Consider the following 20182-nt stretch of genomic DNA (forward strand, 5'->3'; position numbering starts at 1 on the left):
TTTTTGAACGGCAAGAATACCAGAAACTGGTCAAACCTTTTAATTTTTATTGATTAGTAAAACATCATTTCGCTCGATGTGGGATGAGCAGAACGGAAAAACACGGAGTCAACAACTTGCCCAATTTCTACAAATAGCTAAAAAATAAACACTTACTCTTCCATTTATCATATTACTGGATATACTCACAGTTAACTGTATAAACAGACAGGTGACTCATGAAGCCGTTAACGCCACGCCAACAACAAGTATTTGATCTTATCCGTAGTAAAATTGATGAGACAGGAATGCCACCAACCCGTGCCGAAATTGCACGAGAGCTTGGTTTTCGTTCTGCCAATGCAGCAGAAGAACATCTAAAAGCATTGGCTCGTAAGCAAGCCATTGAAATTATTCCCGGTGCATCACGCGGTATCCGCATTCTGCTTGAAGCGGCTAATGAAGAAACTGGTTTACCTTTAATTGGTCGAGTCGCTGCTGGTGAGCCGATTTTGGCCGAAGAGCACGTTGAAGCTCATTATCAAGTTGACCCTAGTATGTTTCGACCGCAAGCTGACTTTTTATTGCGTGTTCATGGCGAAAGCATGAAAGACATCGGCATTATGGATGGTGACTTGCTCGCAGTACATAAAACGCAAGATGTGCGTAATGGTCAGGTGGTAGTCGCGCGCGTAGAAGATGATGTCACGGTGAAACGACTTGAGCGTAAAGGTTCAACGGTTTTACTGCATGCCGAAAACCAAGAGTTTTCACCGATTGAAGTTGATTTAAATGCGCAACAATTAACGATTGAAGGCATTGCAGTTGGAATCATTCGTAACACCGACTGGATGTAACCCAACCTTAATCGTATTGGATGTATTGAGATTAATTCTCAATAAATTGATTTTGCAATTGATATTCATTATCATCTTCTTTGCTGATATTCAAGGAAGATGATGATGCCACCTAAATCTTCGGCTTTAAAACGTTACCAGATACCTACCAATTTAGTTCAGCCATTATGGTTTCGTAGCCGTGAAAGCTTGGTTGATAATGGTTTGGTTTATGATCCCATTGCTGCAACGGCTTGTCAGCGCTGCCAGTTAGCACCTGAGTGCTTATCCGGTAATATTGACCAAAAACAGTTACTGCACGCTACGTTAACCCAATTATGTGACCAGCAGGTTCGAGCGTTTATTGAGCGTCACCCCGATGGGGTCATCATTAATGTTGGGGCGGGGTTAGATACGCGTTTTTATCGGGTCGACAATGGACGTTGTCAGTGGATTGAGCTGGATATAACCGAAAATTTATTGTGGCGACAAAAACTGTTTCATCATAGTGAACGTTACCAACATGTGTGCGGTAGTGTTGATGATTTGCAATGGTTAGATACGTTAACCATTACGGATTCTGCACCAGTACTGATTGTATGCGAACATGCGTTATTAGATTGTAATGCACATCAGCTAACACGTTTCATTCGTGCATTAGGTTTGTATTTTTCTCATGCGAGTGCTTGTTTGATGTTAGCTGGCGATAAAACAGCCTCAGCTCTGGGGCAAAGTATGGGTTCAGGCCACTATCAGCACGGTTTTCGTATACCGAGTGAGGCAATATTTAATTGTTTACCCTGGGCTGAATCAGTCAAAACATATTCTCCATTAGACAGTCATTGTGGCCGTTGGAAATGGTGGCAACGTTGGTTGAGCAAAGTGATTGTCTCAAAACAACGTTTGACCCCTGTTTTGGTTCATATCCATTGGTAAATTGAGTAATACGGCTCTCCTTCCTGAGTAAGATCTAGCCGCCACTTTACGGCTCAGTTACACTTTGCTTTCTATTGAGAGAGGTCAACGTGTCGCAATCTATTCTCCAGACTTTGTCTAATCGTGCTGTGCACCAGCAGGTATTATTGCTCGCCATTCCGATGGTGCTTTCCAACATTACTATTCCGCTCTTAGGTTTGGTGGATGCCGCTGTTATTGGCCATCTTGAACACGCTTGGTATTTAGGGGGCGTGGCGCTTGGCAGTACCATGATCAGTGTGGCGTTTTGGTTGCTGGGTTTTCTGCGTATGTCGACCACTGGCTTAACAGCTCAAGCGTATGGTGCACAAAGTTCAAAGCAACTGGCGTTAGTTTTCATTCAAGGCTTACTGATGGCATTGGTCTTTGCTTTGCTATTTTTGTTATTACACCGCGTGTTGGGTGAGGCCATTTTTTCATTCAGTAGCGCCAGTGATGAAGTTAAGCATTACGGTTTACAATATTTTTTGATCCGTGCGTGGAGCGCACCTGCGGCCTTAGCCAATTTTGTGTTGTTAGGTTGGTTGCTCGGTACGCAAAATGCCAAAGCCCCGATGTGGATGGTGATTATTACCAACCTAACTAATATCGTACTTGATATTGTCTTTGTCATCGGCTTCGATTGGAAAGTTGAAGGGGCGGCGTTGGCATCTGTAATTGCCGATTATGCCGGTATGAGCTTTGGGCTATTTTGTGTCTGGCGCTACTGGGTTGCTCAAAAACTGCCTTCACCTTTTACATTATTGTCGACTGCAACTCATGGTATCGCGCGTTTTGTAAAATTGAATCGAGATATCTTCCTGCGTTCACTTTGCCTGCAAGCAGCGTTTAGCTTTATGACCTTTCAAGGGGCTGCTTTTGGTGATCAAACCGTCGCAGCAAACGCAGTATTAATGAGCTTTTTGATGATGATTTCTTACGGCATGGATGGTTTCGCCTACGCGATGGAAGCCATGGTTGGTAAAGCTATTGGCGCGAAGAGCGAGCAACAACTCAAAGGGGCTATCATCGGGAGCTTCTTTTGGAGTGCGATCATTTGCTTGCTATTAACTATCGCTTTTGCCGTTGCGGGATCGCAATTGATCACTTTGATCACTGATATTAACAGTGTGCAGTTAGAAGCTCAGCGCTATTTACCATGGCTGGTGGCGATGCCATTAACGGCGATGTGGTGTTTCTTGCTAGACGGTATTTTTATTGGTGCAACCAAAGGTAAAGAGATGCGCAATAGTATGTTTGTTGCTATGTGTTGTTTCTTTGGAGTGTTCTACACATTCTCATTTTTAGATAACCATGCTCTATGGCTTGCGATGCTTAGCTTCATGGCCATGCGAGGTATTGGACTTGGTATTGTATTGCTTTCTCAATGGCGACGTGGTGAATTTTTGCACTAGCCGCAGCAAGATCATCTCATCAATCGCTTAAGCTCTTTTAGTTGCATATATCAATGTGCATTGCTGCACATTGATACTTACTACGTTTCATCCATGCTAATTACATTCCACACACCGCTAATTCAGAATAGGCGGTTAAGCCCATTCAACGCCGCCACACGATAGGCTTCAGCCATAGTTGGGTAGTTGAAGGTAGTATTAACGAAATATTCGATAGTATTCGCTTCGCCTTTTTGCTCCATAATGGCTTGGCCGATGTGGATGATCTCAGCGGCACGCTCACCAAAGCAGTGAATACCTAAAATTTCTTTGGTTTCGCGGTGGAATAGAATTTTCAAACTTCCGATGTCTTTTCCTGCGATCTGCGCGCGAGCTAGGTGTTTAAAAGAAGATCGGCCTACTTCATATGGAATTTTGGCCGCGGTTAGCTCTTGTTCTGTTTTCCCAACAGAGCTAATTTCTGGAATGGTGTAAATCCCGGTAGGAATATCATCAATGAGATGCCCTTGCGCTTGCCCTTGAGTAATCGCTTGAGCAACAAAGCGCCCTTGATCATACGCAGCACTTGCTAAGCTTGGGTAGCCAATCACATCACCCACCGCATAAACATGTTCAACCGTTGTTTGGTAATTGCTATTAATGGCAAGCTGGCCCCGTGAATCGGCACTTAAACCGACGGCGGCCAAGTTTAATTTATCGGTATTACCAGTACGTCCATTAGCGTAAAGCAGACAATCGGCTTTCATTTTTTTGCCAGACTGAAGGTGAATAATGACTCCGTCTTCAGTGCCTTCTACTTTTTCATACGTTTCATCATTACGAATCACAACACCACTGTTCCAAAAGTGGTATGACAAAGCATCGGAGGTTTCGTTATCCAGAAACGACAATAGGCGATCACGGGTGTTAATTAGGTCGGTTTTGACACCTAATCCACGGAAAATCGAAGCGTATTCACAACCGATAACACCAGCACCGTAAATGATGATGTGGCGAGGGTCATGTTTAAGAGAAAGGATAGAATCGCTGTCGTAAACGCGTTCATGGTTGAAATCAACATCCGCAGGTCGATAAGGGCGCGAACCGGTGGCGATGACAAATTTATCTGCCGTATAGTGCTCGATAGTGCCATCGCTTTGCGTGACTGAAACGGTATTACTCCCCGTGAATTTTGCTGTGCCGAAAATCAAGGTACATTCATTGCGATCATAGAAGCCTTGGCGTAAGCGAGTTTGTTTATCAATAACGGTTTTTGCGTGACCTAAAATGTCAGAAAAAGTGGCGTGTAAACTGGTGTTATTGGCACAAAATAGGGGATTGCTGTTAAATTCAATAATACGACTCACCGCGTGGCGTAAAGCTTTGGATGGGATTGTCCCCCAATGCGTACAGCCTCCACCGACACTGCTCTCTTTTTCGATAATGGCGACATTCAACCCGGCTTTGGTTAATCCCATTGCAGCCCCTTCACCGCCAGGGCCGCTGCCAATGACAATGACATCAAAGTGGTTCATGTTAGCCATATCTATTCCTTGTTGTATTTATTTAACATTGCTGTAGCGAGATTTTAACTGATCTTGGAGTGTGGTAAATGATGTTGCAGTGAGAGAGTGGAGAGGATCACGCGGATTATATAAAAACGTTATTTTATGGTGTGACTTTCGCTTATTTCTTTGGAAGTGGTTGAAAATTGTTCATGTTGCCGTGTAATTTGTCACTTCCTTCAAAGAGGTCAGTTTTGTGGCTTAGACAACACTCTTAATCACGCTATAGTATGCTTCAGAGATTAAAAGAGAACCGACTCATATGAAATCAATGGGAATCCGCGCATTACAGAAAGAAAAGACACGTCGTTCATTAATTGATGCGGCATTCAGTCAGCTTAGCGCTGATCGTAGTTTTTCGAACTTAAGTCTACGAGAAGTCGCACGTGAAGCGGGTATTGCGCCAACCTCTTTTTATCGACATTTTAAAGACATGGATGAGTTAGGCTTAACCATGGTTGACGAAGGTGGATTGTTATTACGCCAATTAATGCGCCAAGCTCGTCAACGCATTGTCAAAGAAGGCAGTGTTATCCGTACTTCGGTAGAAACCTTCATGGAATTTATCGAAAGCAGCCCTAACGTTTTTCGCTTATTACTGCGTGAGCGTTCGGGAACCTCTTTTGAATTTCGTGCCGCGGTGGCACGAGAAATACAGCACTTTTCTGCCGAATTAACCGAGTATTTAATGACGACAGGCATGAGCCGAGAAGAGGCATTTACTCAAGCTGAATCATCGGTTACTTTGGTGTTTAGCTCTGGTGCTGAAGCATTAGATTTAGATCGACGTGAGCGAGATGAACTCGCTGAACGTTTGATCATGCAGTTGCGAATGCTAGCCAAAGGGGCGTATTGGTATCGCAAAGAACGTGAACGTAATCGACTAAAAGGCGGGATAGAGTAATGTCGAATGAAAACAGCATGACCAACCGTGGATCAGAAAGAAAGACACTAGTACTGGCTGTCGTTGCTGGTATTTGTGGTGACGCTTTGTTGTCTTGGATAACAATGAGTGGCGTTTCCTTTTCCATTTTCCCTGTGATTGCCTTAGTGCTTTCCGTACAGGCACTTTATCAAGAATACTTGCGAAACCCTGTTGCTGAAGACATTCCTTTGGTGGGGCTAGCGTGTTTCTTTGTCGGCGCATTTGGCCACTCTGCATTTATTAAAGCCCAGTATCCGGATGCTGGCTCAAATTTCTTCGCTATTTTAGTGTCGTTATTACTGCTGTTGTGGGTTGGGAAAAAATTAGGTTTCGTTGGTAAGCCACGAGTTGAATAGTGTTTTAAAATGTTGCGATAGAAATCAATAACGCAACACTAAAGAGCAATAGCCGAGTCGCAGTGTTGACCGTTGTTACGAATTGGTAAGGATCTTGATGTGTTCCTTACCATGGGTGGTGATGCTCATTTCTGTCATTATGCTAGTGCTCTTTGTTTGGTTAGGAGGACTGATGGATAGCGTTGGCATCGATAGTTGCGATGCTACTATTCGAGTGCAATGCAAATAACATTCGTCGTGCTGGTATCCTCAGTCAGTCACACATATCTGGCGGGTTTGGGTCGGCAATTAACCAGTAGCTGAACAGTCTATCTCGGGTTAAGATAGCAGTATTATTTGTAGTAAGAGCAGGGCTATTTAAACTTACTAACCAATGATAAAAACTAACATTTCTTATTGGCAGTCCGCTTTTTCTATCTCTTTTTCGAGGGTCAATACTATGTTCCGTAAACTATTCTCTATTATGGCGATTTTCGCAACCTTAACTTCCACTCAAGCGTTGGCTGATGACTACAGCGATACCGTCGCTAATTTCAAGTCTGCCCCAGAAACTGCGCAGATGTTTTCTACTGCTCGTGCTTATGCGGTTTTTCCAACCATAGGTAAAGGCGGTATTGGGATCGGTGGAGCGCATGGCAAGGGGCGGGTGTTTGTAAATGGTCAATCTATTGGTGAGACGAAGATGTCACAGCTTTCAATCGGTTTACAGCTCGGTGGTCAAGCGTATAGTCAAATCATCTTTTTTGAAAATCAGGCGGCACTTGACAATTTTACCAGCGGTAACTTTGAATTTTCTGCGGGTGCTTCTGCTATCGCCATCACTGCCAGTGCACAAGCCCAAGCCGGAACTTCAGGCTCTTCCGCTAACGCAGGTTCTTCATCAGAAAACTCCAACCAAGCAGGCATCACTTACAACAACGGCATGGCAGTTGTCACCATGGGTAAAGGTGGCTTGATGTATGAAGCATCAATTGCGGGTCAAAAGTACAGCTTCAAAGCTAAGTGATCACTATCTAATTGGGCAATGGTCGAACGACCATTACCCTATCTCTTTCGCTATTATCTACAATGACTTCCCCACTTATTTTTTGCCAAGCAGCGCAACTGAGGGTGTTTTGGCCTTTCGCAAATCAAGCTAGGTCTAGCAGATATCCACAATTGTGATATGGTCAGAGCATTTTAATGCCAGCCTCCCAAAGGATTGAGCGGCACTTACTATCAATAGCTGCTATATTCTTTTTCTCACCATGTTGATGCTTTGGGTTTTATTTTGCTTGAAAAGACTCAGAACGATTTTCCTCAACACGTTGAAAGCTAAAGCTCCTGTGCTTCTACGAATACGTGATTTATCTTCTCTGAACGTCATATCAAACCGTTTCAAACTAGAAGAATTGATAATTCATAAACTCAATAAAGTGTTTGATGCCAAGATTGATTTAGTGGAAAGAGAAAAGCGGGTGCTATTGGTGCATGTCACAAAATCATCAATCAAGTTATCAACCATGCGTTAGCCTTTAAATTAGATCATTTTGAATCCATTTCATTTATGATCAAAATCTCGTTTTTTTTTGGGGGAGGGGGGAATATGCCGGGTTGATGGTTGTAGCTCCGTATAGCTTTGATAGATCCATACTAAAAGGGCTGCATTCATCGTAATCACGACAAATAGCGCAGGAAGCCCTCCAAGATTAGACATCATCTTTATGCCGTCAATACCAGAAAATGCTGTCATGAACCAAGCGATGACTGCAATCATACTTCCCCATAATATTTTAAACTTTGACTTCTGTGTGTTAAATTTTTCTTCTGTTTCGTGTGTGTCAATACAGAGACATGAAATTGCTTCGGTATTGGAGTCTGCTGCTGTGACATATGCTAGGAAGGCAATACAAATAAACAGGCCGATCAATAGGTTTGAAGCAGGTAACTGCTCTAGCAAGCCAAATACCACAGCACCTTCACCACTTTCATTTAATATTGCGTAGAACAAACCATTCTGGTTTAAATCAAGCTCCAATATCATGCCGGAAAAGATGGTCATCCAAATTAATGAGAAACATGCAGGAATGATCATATTGACAACAATAAACGCTCTTACTGAATGACCACGAGCTATCTTGCCCAAAAAGAGTGCCACAATCGGTGCCCATGCTAGCCAGTTAGCCCAATAAAATACAGTCCAACTTTTTGCCCAATCATCTCCTTCTGATAGATGGAAAGAAAAACTGCGAGCGACAAATTCAGACGCGTAATTTGCAAAAGCATTCACACCGTTGGCGATGATCGTTTGGGTAGGTCCAAATATAAAGGCAACTAAAGCGATGAGCACAAAAATTGCGGTATTTAATGCTGAGAGCCTAGCAATACCTTTTTGTAACCCAGATACCGATGAAGCCACGAATGAGATAACAATAAGAGCAATTACTAGACCCAAGAGCATTGGCCCGTTATCTATTCCCATCAAATTGGACACTCCACTGGATAGGACGAGTGCTCCCGTTCCCAGTGATGATGCCATGCCAGCTACAAGTGCAAACATAGAGATCGAATCTACTACACCACCTATATTTTGTGACAAATGGCGACCAAGAACTGGTTGCAGTGATGCACTGATCGAGAAACGATGACTGAGGTTGTAGAATGCCAATGCGAATGAAAGAGCTGGTACTGCGTAGATGGCAAATGGCGTAAAAGTCCAATGCATGTACATTGTAGATAGCGCAAATTCCGCAGCTTCTTTTGAACTTGGTGTGATACCTAAAGATACTGGCGGTGAATAAAGGTGAAATAATGGCTCTGCTGTTGCCCAAAATAGCATGCCAGCAGCCGTGGTTGTGCAAATCGTGATAGAGCCCCAACGCCACTTAGTGAGCAGCGGTTTTGTCTCTTTACCACCAATAGTCACTTTCCCAAGTGGTGAGAAAAACACTACAGCACAAGTCACAACCATGAAAAATGCACCAGCTGAAAACAACCAGTCAAAGGTATTGAGTATCCAGTCATTAATGATCGTTGTGACAGCTAAAAACCCTGTTAGGTTTAAAGAACTGGAGATTACAGCGATAATTAATAATAAAAATGGTGGTATGAAAACTTTATACCGTAAATTACTGTTCATATTTAATCAGGCTTATATAGATAACGTAGGGTTTGTTAAATAGATATAAAATCAATGCTGTTTTTGTTTTTAATTCAATCTATTGATTTTAATGGTCATTCTGTTTTTAAAATACAACCACAAGATTAATGTTCTTTATCTCCTTTCACTTGAAGTAGCAGAGGTGTTGGCTACGCTCATTCACCTCAATTGCATAGTTAGCCTATGCTCACTGTGGGGGCACTTACTTACCTATAACTCCATTTCGGCATATCTAGTCATATGCTCAAAGGAAAGCAGTCCGAGGACGAGCTTTATTGACATTTATCACCTTACCACCATCAGATGGTATGGCTTAATGTTGCTACTAAGCGCGTTGCTGAACTTTGAGCAAGCTTGGAAAAGGGCTGAGTTAGTCACTGCTATACCTACAAAACTATGCTGATGTCACAATGTGTGGATAATTTGCTTATGGTTTGTTTCTAATTGGAACATTGATTGAGCTTTCATTGTTTCAAAGTGAACCATTGGTGTGTGAGTCACCTCACGAATTGAAAGAGTACTTCCGTTCTGTGAGGTCAAAAAGGTATTATTGTGATTTCGGTCAGTAACATGGAGTGGAGTAATTGATAATTTCCTGCCCATGAATCTGCATATTAAGTTTATCCGTGTACTCTTTAGAAGATAGCAAGAGTCGTTGGGAGTTCTTTCAAAAACATCAATGGGTTTCTCCCGAATTTTCTAACTCCCTCGTTTTTCAGTCATGGCAGCGTTGTGTCAGGCTGATGAACGCCTATGAATGGACTAGACCTCATATTGCGTCTGGCTTCACTTTCACCTCAATGAAGCGACGTTCTGAAGCTATTATCAACAGCTCAATACGTGTTTTAGAAGACAGCTATGATGTTTTGGAAGGCGAAAAGCTTTTTTTGTTCGTCACAGATGATAATGGTTGTGTGATGTGTGCTCTTGGCCACGATGAACTGGCTTTAAAAATGAAGGAATTGGGAATAAAAGAGGGCAGTTTCCTGACTGAAGATAAGATCGGGACTAATGCTGTCAGCCTTTGCATTGAAACTTATATGCCAAGTGAGGTGATCGGCTTTGAGCATTTTAAGCGTGAGCTACACGATGTATTAACCGTTGCTTCACCAATCGTCGATGTCTATGGGAAATTATTGGGTACAGTGGCGATGGTTAGATACGTAGATGCTTTCTGTCGTGAAAACATCGTGGTAACGTCTTCATGTGCCAAAGAGATTAGCTTGTACCTCCATATCCTGAGTGAACAAAAGATCATGAATAGCCTTTTGTCTGCTCACAATGCTGCATTGGATTATATGGAAGACGGGGTCATCACCTGGGATAGTGAGCAGATCATATCTTATGTTAGTCCTCAAGTTGGCACTTTGCTCAATGTGGATGGAAATACATTACTAGGGAGAAATATTTTCCGAGCTATTCGATTCGCACCTCATGTGACGCGCAACATTGAGCAAGAAGAGAGCGTACGTCGTCACCAAACTACATTTGAAATTGACGACCAGTTTGTCGAGGCCGTTGTTACTTATCAGTATTCCTCCGATGGAACCAATCTACTCTTTATCCACCCTGTTGAGTTGGTTGAGCAGACTTACCGCCCAGCGGTAGTCAGCGACATACGATATTCTTTCGATAGCTTGAGCTATACCTCACCGCAAATGCAGCACCTAATCTCAGTGGCTCGTCGTCTGATGAACTCTCGAGAACCGATATTGATTACCGGAGATGAAGGGGTTGGAAAAGAGCAGCTCGCTTTGGTAATGCACAATGAGAGCCATTATTGTGGTGGACACTATGTCAGTTTTAATTGCGGTTCATTTGAAAAAACGCAGTTAGTTGAGGAGTTGTTTGGTATAGATGAGCAGCAGTCAAAGTTTGAATTGGCCAACAACGGTACACTTCATATCAGCCAGATTGAAGCATTGAACATGAAGTCGCAGCTTATGTTGCTCAAACTGATTGATTCAGGTGCCACGACCAGAAGTGACAGTTATCAAGCAATAAAAGTCAATCTTCAACTGATCGTCAGTTCGTCGAAAGATCTCAGAGAGTGTGTTGAGCAAGGGCAATTTTCGCGTCAACTCTACTATGCTTTGTCTTCCAATGAGCTACACATTCCGCCCCTTCGTGAGCGAAAAGACGATATTCTGGCGTTAATTGATAAGTTTGTTGGTTTATTTTCTAGTCAACATCAGGTGGCGGTACGTATTGATGAACAGGCGATTGAGTTGCTCGTCAATTATGCTTGGAGTGGCAATGTTTCTCAGTTGAAAAATGCCGTGAATCGCCTGTTGATAAACCGAACGCAAGATACAATTAAGCTGGATGATATCCCAGAATCCATCAAGTCGTTTATGGACGACAGAGGTGAACATCGTGTGGTGAAAACCTTGTCGTTAGAGGAAATTGAAAAGCGCGCTATCATGGATGCGTGGAAAGAATTTGATGGCTGTATGCAAGATATGGCCACCGCACTCAACATCGGACGAACCACGCTTTGGCGTAAAATAAAGAAATACCAACTTGCCCACATGATGAATGAGGATCATAGCGTTGAGTAATTAATGGATCGTGAGATTGGCGATCCATTCGAATTAATCAAGATCGGTTTTTAATGTGTTCACCAATGCTTTGAGCATGAGTAGAGAGGACGTGGCCCCAGGGTCTTGATAACCGATACTCTCTTTGCCGAGTTGGCGCGCTCGTCCTTTTTTCGCTTGCATATCGACGGTGCTAACCACAGATTCTTCGGCTATTTTTTGCATCATTTCTAAAACTTCATTGTCGGCAAGCCCACTCTCAAGATGAGTTTTGCCAGTTTCCAAGGTGGGTAGCCATACGTCGCACATAGTTTTGTCGCCCCGTAGTGCTCTGCCGCGACTGATCACGCCCTCACAACCTTGTCGCAAAGCGTCAAGCAACTGAGAGAGTGTAAGGTGGGTACGACTGCCAACGGCGTTTGATGCACAAAAGAAAAACGTCGAATAAAATATGCCACTAGCCCCACCTGCGTATACACGCAGGGTAAGTCCGGTATTTTTTAAAATGGTTGAAATGCTTTGTTTTTGGAGTTGAGCTGAATGGTTCGCAGCAGAAGAAAAACCGCGAGACATATTGAATCCATGGTCCCCGTCACCAAGGTCAGAGTCCAGTTCATCGAGATATACCTTGTTTTCCTGGTAGGTTTGCGCGCAAAGTTCTATCCAGTGAATAATGTGCTGTTTTTCTATCTGCATAATGAGCTCTAGGCTTAAAAGTTTACCAACGCAGTTCGGCGGTATCGACGGGGGAGTCAAAAAGTTCGATGATTTCTGCATCGGCTTTAAGTAAGGTGAGTGAGAAACCTTGCATGTCAATAGCAGTACAATAATTGCCAACCATATTGCGAGACAGACGATACGATTCGTTTTCGCAATTATTTAGTAGTCGTTTGTAAGCGATATACAGCTGGGATACAGGTGTGCTACCTAACCCATTGACAATGGCAATATAGTCTTGGTTTGGTTCGAAATCGTCAATGCGAGTTATTACCTCATCCCAGCTCCCTTCTTTGCGATTCCATTGACTCAACATGCGTTCATAGCTGATGTTTTCTTTCAACGCCATGAACATCTTGTCTACTAAATCGTCGGCACTCGTATATTTGATTTGCGCCAATCCAGGCTCCCCGTGAATCCCAACGCCGAACTCAACATCATCTGGATTGAGCGTAAAAATCGGCAAACCAGACGCAGGGACGGTACATGGTTGTAAGGCCACGGCAATGCTTCGGCAACGGTTAACGACTCGTTTAGCTAACGCTTCACATTCTGTTAATGAATAGCCTTGTTGTGCCGCTGCACCAACGATTTTCTCTAATAAGACAGTTCCAGCCCCACCGCGGCGGCCTTGCGTATACAAACTGTCAGTAACGGCTACGTCATCATCAATCAATACATAGCCAACGTTTACTCCGTCGGCATGCAATAGTTCGGAGGCCAACTTAAAATTAATAATGTCGCCAACGTAGTTCTGCACAAAGAATAGAACACCCTGATCCGTTTTAACCTTACTAGCACATTCATAAATTTGGTCGGGCGTGACGCGGGTAAATATTTCGCCTGGGCACGCGCCGGTCAACATACCTTTACCTACAAAGCCGGTATGCATTGGCTCATGGCCTGATGCGCCCCCTGAAATCAGAGCGACTTGGTTTGGTGACAGTTCGTGCCATACGTAGCGAGGCTGTTGATTAAGCTTTAGCTCTGGGCGTGACGCGACCAATCCCTCTATTTGCTCTAACGCCACATCATTAGCGCAGTTGATAAGTCCTTTCATTTTTATTCTGTATTAAGTTGAACTTTAGGCCATCTTAAATCAGACCCGATCAACTATCAAAAAAAACAAACCGTTCCATATTGAAACGTATTCCTCCTGGGTTTTTGTTTCGTTTTGGAACCTAGCATTACGATGTTTCTGCTAAATGTGATGAAAATCTAGTTTGAGCTCAGAATTAAATCCATGTGATAGATGATTTGACGAGACAATCAAATAATCACGTCGAAGTTGATAGGGCTTTCTTTTTCTCTGAGGGGATTTTTCTTAATGTGACCACAACGTTGAAACAACACACAAAAGGTTCCCCATTATGGATAAAATCATCATCAGCCCAAGCAAATATGTGCAAGGTGAAAATGTTCTTCGCTCTATTGCAGGTTATGTTAAAGCTCTAGGTGAAAACCCACTTGCCATTGCCGATGGATTTGTAACGGGCTTAGTTGGCGAAAAAGTAAAACAAAGCTTCGCTGATCAAGAGATGGCTCATTCAATGGAGCTTTTCAATGGTGAGTGTTCACGCCAAGAAATCGATCGCATTATCGATATCGCCTCAACTCAAAAAAATGATGTGATTATCGGTATTGGTGGTGGCAAAACGCTAGACACAGCGAAAGCTGTCGCTTTCTACGCTAAAGTTCCTGTCGTGGTTGTACCTACGATTGCCTCTACTGACGCACCAACCAGTGCGCTAGCGGTGATTTACACACCTGAAGGTGAATTTAGCGAGTACTTACTATTCCCGCAAAACCCCAATATGGTTGTTATGGATACAGCAATCATCGCAAAAGCGCCAGTACGCTTGCTGGTTGCGGGTATGGGTGACGCACTATCTACTTACTTTGAAGCTCGTGCAAACATGACTTCGGGTAAAGCAACAATGGCGGGTGGTGCACCAACACGTTCAGCTCAGGCACTGGCTAAACTGTGCTACGAAACACTATTGACTGATGGTCTAAAAGCCAAAGTGGCTGCTGAAAATGGTGTGAGTACCCCCGCTCTAGAAAATATCATTGAAGCGAACACTTACCTAAGTGGCATTGGCTTTGAAAGTAGCGGCTTGGCTGCAGCGCACGCAATTCACAACGGCCTAACCAAGCTAGAAGAATGTCACCACCTATATCATGGTGAGAAAGTTGCCTTCGGTACATTGACCCAACTTGTGCTTGAAAACGCACCAATGGAAGAAATCAAAGCCGTTCTTGAATTCTGCCGCTCTGTCGGTTTACCAACTAACCTATTCCAGATGGGTGTAAAAGAGTTGAACCACGACAAACTACGTGAAGTCGCAGCAGGTGCAACGGCGGAAGGCGAAACTATCCACAACATGCCATTCCCAGTAACGGCGGATGCGGTTTACGCAGCGCTTCTTACTGCGCATCAACTAGGCCAGTAATCTCACGATTAATGCGAACGAATTTATAAGACACCCCCAATTATTAAAGGTTTAAGATGTCTGATCTAATTTTAAATACCAAAGACTCATTTGTTCTAGATTCAATTCATGGAACGCTATACGCAGCAAAAAAAGACAACCTAACACTGCTTGATTTTGACAACGATATTAAAGTCGTAGCGCGCAGCGACTGGAACAAAGACAAAGTTGCTCTAATCTGTGGTGGTGGTTCTGGTCACGAGCCTGCGCATGCTGGCTTCGTTGGTAAGGGCATGCTAACTGCTGCGGTATGTGGAGACCTATTTGCGGCACCAAGTGTTGATGCAGTGCTTAACGCGATTCTTCACGTAACGGGTGATGCAGGCTGTCTGGTTATCATTAAAAACTACACAGGTGACCGTCTAAACTTTGGTCTTGCGGTTGAGAAAGCAAAAGAGATGGGTCGCAAGGTTGATCTTATCGTTGTTGGTGATGACATCTCGATTCCGGGTAACCCACAGCCACGTGGTATAGCGGGTACTCTGTTTGTACAGAAAGTGGCGGGTCACGTAGCTGAGAACGGTGGTTCTCTAGAAGAAGTGAAGCAAGCCGCTGTCGATGCATGTGAAAAAACGGCCTCTATTGGTGTGGCGCTAACAAGCTGTTCACTACCAGGTGAAAGCAATGATCGTATCGCGCTAGGTAAAGCAGAACTTGGTCTTGGCATCCACGGTGAACCTGGCATTGAAACGATTGATCTGCCTAAAGCAAAAGAACTTGTTGCAACGATGGTCAGCAAAATTGTTGAAGCAAAAGCAATCAAAGAAAACGCGATTCTTCTAAATAACCTTGGTGGTCTTTCTCCAATTGAGATGAACATCATCGTGAAAGAGGTTATGGAATCTGAACTGGGTCAAAACACTAAGCTAATCGTTACTGGCTCGTTAGTCACAGCTATCGATATGAAAGGTTTCTCTATCTCTGCTATCCAGCTTGATGATGCGGTTGTTGAAGCATTGACGTCTGATGTTGATGCGGATGCATGGCCAGGTATGGTTGCGCGTCGTGAAGTGCCTATCACTAAGTGTGAAAACTTGATCGCAAAGAAGGTATTTGAACCGTCTTACGATGAAGAAGTGGCGCAAGTATTGCGTAAGGTCTGTCAGTCGGTAATCACTATCGAAGCAGAACTAAACCACCTAGATTCAATTGTTGGCGATGGCGACACAGGCTCTACCTTTGCTGCGGGTGCTCGTAAAGTGCTTGCTCAACTGGAAGCAAACCAACTACCAATGCAAGACAATGCCAAGCTGCTCACGACGATTGCAGATTGTCTAACGTCCGTGATGGGGGGGTCTTCAGGCGTTTTACTATCAATCATGTTTACAGCAGCTGGTCGTGACTTTGAACAAAACGGCTCTTTAGCGAAAGCCATGCAAGAAGGTCTGGCTCAAATGATGGCTTATGGTGGTGCTAAACCTGGTGACCGTACCATGATTGACGCACTGCACCCTGCATTTGAGGCGTGGGTTAGCCAAGGCTTCAACGCAGCGATTGATGCTGCGAAAGCCGGCGCAGAAGCAACCGTAACTATGAACAATGCGAAAGCTGGCCGCTCTTCTTACCTAAATAGCGACAGCCTGTCGGGTACTAAAGATCCAGGTGCTTACGCAGTTGAATCGGTATTTAGCCAGTTCTCTAACTAAGCTTTTCTCCCTACATACCCCAATAATATAAAAATAGGGTTTGTATCAAAAATTAAGGTGCAGTTAATATTAATTGCACCTTAAGGATGACTCTACGTGAAATAAATTAAATCTTTATTTCTGGTGAGCCAGTTTTAGATTTAAGGTCAATAATATGAATAAAGAAAACTTAGCAAGGTATTTTCAGTTCGCACTGGTTATTCTAGCTGGTGGTGCCATATTTCCTTTAGTATATTTAAAAGCACAGTACCAAGAAACTATCTTGGAAGTGTTTAATATGTCCATGGGGCAAATGAACACGATTTACACTATTTTGGGTTTTGTATTCCTGATTGGATATTTTCCAAGTGGTGTTTTGTGTGACAAGTTCTCTGCCAAAAAATTATTAGCAGTTTCATTGTTAGGTACAGCGGCTGGCGGTTTTTGGTTCGCTCAAGTACCTAGCTACACAAGCGTACTAATGATCTTTGCTATTTGGGGATTCTCTTCTGTGTTCACTTTCTGGGGAGCGCATTTGAAAATTACCAAAATGCTGGCAAAAGAAGGTGAAGAAGGGCGCTTCTTCGGTATTCTTGACGGTGGTCGAGGATTAGTTGAAGCCGCATTGGCGAGTATTGCGCTAATGATCTTCACATCTGTACTTGGTGGAAGTATCGACTTTACAGATAAGAAGCTGGCACTCGAATCTGTTGTATACATGTACTCTATCGCATTAGTTATCGTTGCTGTGCTAATTATTATCTTTGTTAAAGAGGATAAACAAGCGGCTGCTGCTGCGAGCTCTAGTGAAGAGAGTAAAATAAAACTTTCAGACATTAGTAAAGTATTTAAAAATAAATTTGTTTACCTGCATGGTATGATTATTTTCACTGGTTATACCATCTTTTGGACAAGCTACTACATTGGTGGCTACCTGCAAACAGGGCTGGGCTTTGATGCTGTAACTGTTGGTTCAATGATGGTGGGCCTACTTTGGATGCGTCCAATTGGTGGTGTGCTAGGTGGTTTTCTTGCCGATAAGCTTGGTCAAGCGAATACCATTGCGGCAGGTATTTTAGGTGGTGTTGTTTGTTTGGGGGCGTTAATAATTATACCTGGCTCAACATCGACTTATTTAATTACTGCTCTTGTCATGGTTACGGGTTTATTCTCTTATATTATTCGTGGTACTTACTGGTCACTACTCGGTCAGTCAAAGATTGACGCTGCAATTATGGGTACAGCAATTGGTGTTATTTCAGTTGTTGGCTATATTCCAGATATTATTATTCCAGAAATGAACACTATTTTATGGGATATGTACGGCAACGAAGGTGGATACCACGCTTACTTTATTGTTAGTATGATGGTCGGATTATTCGGTATTGCGATGACAATGATTTATAAGCGCGAGCAAAAAAAAGCCAGCAAAGATGATTTAAAAGCTGAAGGTAAAGAGTTGTCACAATTATCAGATGGTTAAGTGTTAAGTCTTCACCACAGAAATTAAATTTTAATTAGTCATGATTAAATTCATGAGGAAATAAAGCGAGAAATGTTATGTTTAAAATGAATATTAATAATGATAAGAGCCGTTTTGATATTAAAGATGGTCAAAAAACAATGAAAGCCGTAGTTACTATGGGTAATGGTGGCTATGAAATGCTTGAGTACAAAGATGTACCAATGCCAGTTATTAGCGAAGGTGAAGTGCTAATTAAAGTACTTGCTGCTGGTGTGAACAACACTGAAATCAATACTCGCCTAGGTTGGTATTCATCAAAAGTAACCACAAGCACCAACGATATGTCTGAAGACGACAATGAGAAGGGCGCTGCTGCAAAAGAAGGCGACGGCGGTTGGAGTGAAGCAACACCATTCCCATTCATTCAAGGTACAGACTGCTGTGGTGTAGTGGTAGAAGCGTTCGAAGAAGCAGACAAACACCTAGTAGGTAAGCGTGTTCTAGTTCGTGCATGCATTCGTCATGAAGGTTTTGATTCGCGTGAAAACATCTGGATGGCGTCTGACTTTGACGGTGCCTTCGCTCAATATGTGAAGATTTCTGCAAGCGAAGTATTCCCAGTAGAGTGTGACTGGAGTGATGCAGAGCTTGGCACAATTCCATGTGCTTACGGCACTTCTGAAAACATGGTGCAGCGCTCTGGTGTTAAAGCGGGTGACCGAGTGTACGTTGCGGGTGCATCAGGTGGCGTTGGCTCGGCGGTTGTGCAGCTTGCAAAACGTCGTGGCGCTTATGTTATCGCTGCAGCAGAAGGTGAAGACAAAATTGAACGTGTACGTTCATACGGTGCGGATGAAGTTATCGATTTTGGTAAAAATGCATTAGACGTTCTGGGTGAAATGTCGGTGGACATCATTATTGATAATGTAGCTGGTGATAATTTCGTAAACAACCTAAAACTGCTTAAGCGTGGTGGTCGTTACGCGACTTCTGGTGCTATCGCAGGGCCAATCGTTGAATTGGATTTCCGTACAATGTACCTACGCGACTTAACTCTTGTTGGTTGTACAGGTTGGGATGAGCCAGTATTCCCAAGCGTCATTGAAGCAATTGAAAAAGGTGAAATTAAACCTGCTCTTTCAAAAACCTTCTCTCTTTCAGACATCGTTGAAGCGCAACAAGAACTCGTGAGCCGCAAGCATGTTGGTAAGCTTGTTCTTATTCCAAACCACGAATATTAATTTAGCCGAGTCGGGGTTAGCTTAACCCCGACTTTTAGAGGAAATCACAATGTCAATTTTCGAAAAAGTTCATGACATTAAGCACCCTACGTTGACTAAAGAAAATTGGGGTATTGAACAACCACTTGTCCGCTACAATATCCTAGGCAAAGAAGTCGATATTAGCCAACCATCATCTACGTTCTGGGTATATCTACTGGGTGTTATCGTTACATTGGTCGGTGTTCAGTTCCTAGTAATGCAAGATGGCCAGATGTCTCGCTTCTGGTGGGGTATTTCGATGATCCTTTGGGGTGTCGGCGCGATTATTGCTGGTACCAGTTACCAAGCGTTCGGCTACGAGCTCAAAGCCAAATACCGTGAAGAGTGTTCATGGACCACATGGTGGGAGGTGATTTACTTAATCTTTCAACAAGTGAGTATGAATGCGATGACGGTTGCCATTGCGTACTCCTCGATACCACAAGAGTCAATTTGGTTTGATATCTTCATTTGGTACGCCGCGATCTTGACTGTGGGTTACACCATCCTCACGCTTTGGGGTGGAGTTACTGCGACTAAGTCGGTGATCACCTTTGAGTTTATGTGTGCGGCGTGTCTGCCAGCCTTTATCGCTTTTATTGGTATTAACGCAGTCACCTTTGTCAAAACCGGTGCTACGTATGATTTGCTTTGCTTGATCTCTTGGGCGCTAATTTACGCTTCATACTACTTCTACGATAAGTACTGGAAGGCAGGTATTGGTGAGGTACTGTGGAAACAGAAGAAAATCTGGTTCTCTGAGAATGATGTCCTGCACGTAATTTTGGTTGCATGGGGGTTGTTTATGATTGCCTTACCATTCTTCACATTCGATTACGTAGTTTTTAATTAGTAATATCGATTAGATGTAAAGTTAAATTTTTCTTGAGGGGATATTATTCCCCTTTATTTTTATCTTTTTTGTTATTGAAA

Annotated in this window: 16 protein-coding genes and 2 pseudogenes; 13 read left to right on the plus strand and 5 right to left on the minus strand. The window is 43.2% G+C overall.

Annotated elements, in window-relative coordinates:
• Positions 1 to 218 precede the first annotated feature (218 nt).
• The 3 genes from lexA to dinF all read left to right on the plus strand — a co-directional run bounded on the left by lexA (position 219) and on the right by dinF (position 3184).
• Complete coding sequence (gene lexA / locus HGG78_RS13340) at positions 219 to 836, plus strand: transcriptional repressor LexA (protein ID WP_053311439.1); 618 nt, start codon at positions 219 to 221, stop codon at positions 834 to 836.
• Positions 837 to 935: 99 nt separating this feature from the next.
• Positions 936 to 1751 (plus strand): class I SAM-dependent methyltransferase, encoded by an 816-nt coding sequence (locus HGG78_RS13345; RefSeq protein WP_172533188.1) that lies wholly within the window; start codon positions 936 to 938, stop codon positions 1749 to 1751.
• An 89-nt stretch (positions 1752 to 1840) separates the two neighbouring features.
• A complete protein-coding gene (gene dinF, locus HGG78_RS13350) occupies positions 1841 to 3184 on the plus strand; it encodes an MATE family efflux transporter DinF (protein ID WP_171980622.1) in 1344 nt (447 codons plus the stop codon).
• A 122-nt stretch (positions 3185 to 3306) separates the two neighbouring features.
• Here the strand turns inward: dinF and sthA are convergent, their stop codons facing one another.
• Positions 3307 to 4707 carry a Si-specific NAD(P)(+) transhydrogenase gene (gene sthA / locus HGG78_RS13355; RefSeq protein ID WP_053311442.1) on the minus strand — a complete coding sequence of 467 codons (1401 nt, stop codon included), beginning with the start codon at positions 4705 to 4707 and terminating at the stop codon, positions 3307 to 3309.
• 283 nt (positions 4708 to 4990) lie between these two features.
• Here sthA and fabR point away from each other — a divergent pair, with 283 nt between their 5' ends.
• The 3 genes from fabR to HGG78_RS13370 all read left to right on the plus strand — a co-directional run bounded on the left by fabR (position 4991) and on the right by HGG78_RS13370 (position 7015).
• On the plus strand, positions 4991 to 5632 hold the full coding sequence (gene fabR / locus HGG78_RS13360; RefSeq protein WP_053311443.1) for an HTH-type transcriptional repressor FabR: 642 nt from the start codon (positions 4991 to 4993) through the stop codon (positions 5630 to 5632).
• Entirely contained in the window at positions 5632 to 6009 is a 378-nt protein-coding gene (locus HGG78_RS13365) for a YijD family membrane protein (RefSeq protein WP_172533189.1), read from the plus strand. Before fabR ends, HGG78_RS13365 begins: the two co-directional genes overlap by 1 nt.
• Before the next feature lie 439 nt (positions 6010 to 6448).
• Complete coding sequence (locus HGG78_RS13370; RefSeq protein ID WP_168523726.1) at positions 6449 to 7015, plus strand: YSC84-related protein; 567 nt, start codon at positions 6449 to 6451, stop codon at positions 7013 to 7015.
• A 163-nt stretch (positions 7016 to 7178) separates the two neighbouring features.
• Here HGG78_RS13370 and HGG78_RS18960 read toward each other — a convergent pair.
• A pseudogene (locus HGG78_RS18960) lies at positions 7179 to 7378 on the minus strand (ISAs1 family transposase); the annotation flags it as partial.
• Positions 7379 to 7385: 7 nt separating this feature from the next.
• Between HGG78_RS18960 and HGG78_RS18965 the strand changes: the two are divergent.
• Positions 7386 to 7531, plus strand: a pseudogene (locus tag HGG78_RS18965) (tyrosine-type recombinase/integrase); the annotation flags it as partial.
• An 18-nt stretch (positions 7532 to 7549) separates the two neighbouring features.
• Here the strand turns inward: HGG78_RS18965 and HGG78_RS13375 are convergent.
• The gene (locus tag HGG78_RS13375; RefSeq protein WP_172533190.1) at positions 7550 to 9127 is read right to left on the minus strand and encodes a BCCT family transporter; all 1578 of its coding nucleotides are present in this window, start codon (positions 9125 to 9127) and stop codon (positions 7550 to 7552) included.
• A 647-nt stretch (positions 9128 to 9774) separates the two neighbouring features.
• Between HGG78_RS13375 and dhaR the strand changes: the two genes are divergently transcribed.
• On the plus strand, positions 9775 to 11709 hold the full coding sequence (gene dhaR / locus HGG78_RS13380) for a dihydroxyacetone kinase operon transcriptional regulator DhaR (RefSeq protein WP_172533191.1): 1935 nt from the start codon (positions 9775 to 9777) through the stop codon (positions 11707 to 11709).
• Positions 11710 to 11742: 33 nt separating this feature from the next.
• On the opposite strand, the gene dhaL is transcribed toward dhaR, so the two are convergent.
• A complete protein-coding gene (dhaL, locus tag HGG78_RS13385) occupies positions 11743 to 12384 on the minus strand; it encodes a dihydroxyacetone kinase subunit DhaL (protein ID WP_172533192.1) in 642 nt (213 codons plus the stop codon).
• A gap of 22 nt (positions 12385 to 12406) precedes the next feature.
• Complete coding sequence (locus HGG78_RS13390) at positions 12407 to 13465, minus strand: dihydroxyacetone kinase subunit DhaK (protein WP_172533193.1); 1059 nt, start codon at positions 13463 to 13465, stop codon at positions 12407 to 12409.
• A gap of 310 nt (positions 13466 to 13775) precedes the next feature.
• On the opposite strand from HGG78_RS13390, the gene HGG78_RS13395 reads away from it, so the two are divergent.
• From HGG78_RS13395 to HGG78_RS13415, 5 genes are all read left to right on the plus strand, one after another.
• Positions 13776 to 14858 carry a glycerol dehydrogenase gene (locus HGG78_RS13395; protein WP_172533194.1) on the plus strand — a complete coding sequence of 361 codons (1083 nt, stop codon included), beginning with the start codon at positions 13776 to 13778 and terminating at the stop codon, positions 14856 to 14858.
• A 56-nt stretch (positions 14859 to 14914) separates the two neighbouring features.
• Positions 14915 to 16543 carry a dihydroxyacetone kinase subunit DhaK gene (locus HGG78_RS13400; protein WP_172533195.1) on the plus strand — a complete coding sequence of 543 codons (1629 nt, stop codon included), beginning with the start codon at positions 14915 to 14917 and terminating at the stop codon, positions 16541 to 16543.
• 154 nt (positions 16544 to 16697) lie between these two features.
• Entirely contained in the window at positions 16698 to 18005 is a 1308-nt protein-coding gene (locus tag HGG78_RS13405) for an MFS transporter (RefSeq protein ID WP_172533196.1), read from the plus strand.
• A gap of 77 nt (positions 18006 to 18082) precedes the next feature.
• Positions 18083 to 19228: a zinc-binding dehydrogenase gene (locus HGG78_RS13410; RefSeq protein WP_216835591.1), complete on the plus strand. Its 1146-nt coding sequence runs from the start codon at positions 18083 to 18085 to the stop codon at positions 19226 to 19228.
• A gap of 49 nt (positions 19229 to 19277) precedes the next feature.
• Positions 19278 to 20102 (plus strand): hypothetical protein, encoded by an 825-nt coding sequence (locus HGG78_RS13415; protein WP_172533197.1) that lies wholly within the window; start codon positions 19278 to 19280, stop codon positions 20100 to 20102.
• Positions 20103 to 20182 lie beyond the last annotated feature (80 nt).

The sequence above is a fragment of the Vibrio aestuarianus genome, from assembly GCF_012395185.1.
Lineage (GTDB): Bacteria > Pseudomonadota > Gammaproteobacteria > Enterobacterales > Vibrionaceae > Vibrio > Vibrio aestuarianus.

What these genes read in the sequence shown, in the direction of transcription:
- HGG78_RS13375 (WP_172533190.1), bottom strand. Translation starts at nt 9,127, where the DNA reads ATGAACAGTAATTTACGGTATAAAGTTTTCATACCACCATTTTTATTA.
- lexA (WP_053311439.1), top strand. Translation starts at nt 219, where the DNA reads ATGAAGCCGTTAACGCCACGCCAACAACAAGTATTTGATCTTATCCGT.
- HGG78_RS13400 (WP_172533195.1), top strand. Translation starts at nt 14,915, where the DNA reads ATGTCTGATCTAATTTTAAATACCAAAGACTCATTTGTTCTAGATTCA.
- HGG78_RS13370 (WP_168523726.1), top strand. Translation starts at nt 6,449, where the DNA reads ATGTTCCGTAAACTATTCTCTATTATGGCGATTTTCGCAACCTTAACT.
- HGG78_RS13405 (WP_172533196.1), top strand. Translation starts at nt 16,698, where the DNA reads ATGAATAAAGAAAACTTAGCAAGGTATTTTCAGTTCGCACTGGTTATT.
- HGG78_RS13395 (WP_172533194.1), top strand. Translation starts at nt 13,776, where the DNA reads ATGGATAAAATCATCATCAGCCCAAGCAAATATGTGCAAGGTGAAAAT.
- HGG78_RS13390 (WP_172533193.1), bottom strand. Translation starts at nt 13,465, where the DNA reads ATGAAAGGACTTATCAACTGCGCTAATGATGTGGCGTTAGAGCAAATA.
- fabR (WP_053311443.1), top strand. Translation starts at nt 4,991, where the DNA reads ATGAAATCAATGGGAATCCGCGCATTACAGAAAGAAAAGACACGTCGT.
- HGG78_RS13365 (WP_172533189.1), top strand. Translation starts at nt 5,632, where the DNA reads ATGTCGAATGAAAACAGCATGACCAACCGTGGATCAGAAAGAAAGACA.
- HGG78_RS13410 (WP_216835591.1), top strand. Translation starts at nt 18,083, where the DNA reads ATGTTTAAAATGAATATTAATAATGATAAGAGCCGTTTTGATATTAAA.
- dhaL (WP_172533192.1), bottom strand. Translation starts at nt 12,384, where the DNA reads ATGCAGATAGAAAAACAGCACATTATTCACTGGATAGAACTTTGCGCG.
- sthA (WP_053311442.1), bottom strand. Translation starts at nt 4,707, where the DNA reads ATGGCTAACATGAACCACTTTGATGTCATTGTCATTGGCAGCGGCCCT.
- HGG78_RS13345 (WP_172533188.1), top strand. Translation starts at nt 936, where the DNA reads ATGATGATGCCACCTAAATCTTCGGCTTTAAAACGTTACCAGATACCT.
- HGG78_RS13415 (WP_172533197.1), top strand. Translation starts at nt 19,278, where the DNA reads ATGTCAATTTTCGAAAAAGTTCATGACATTAAGCACCCTACGTTGACT.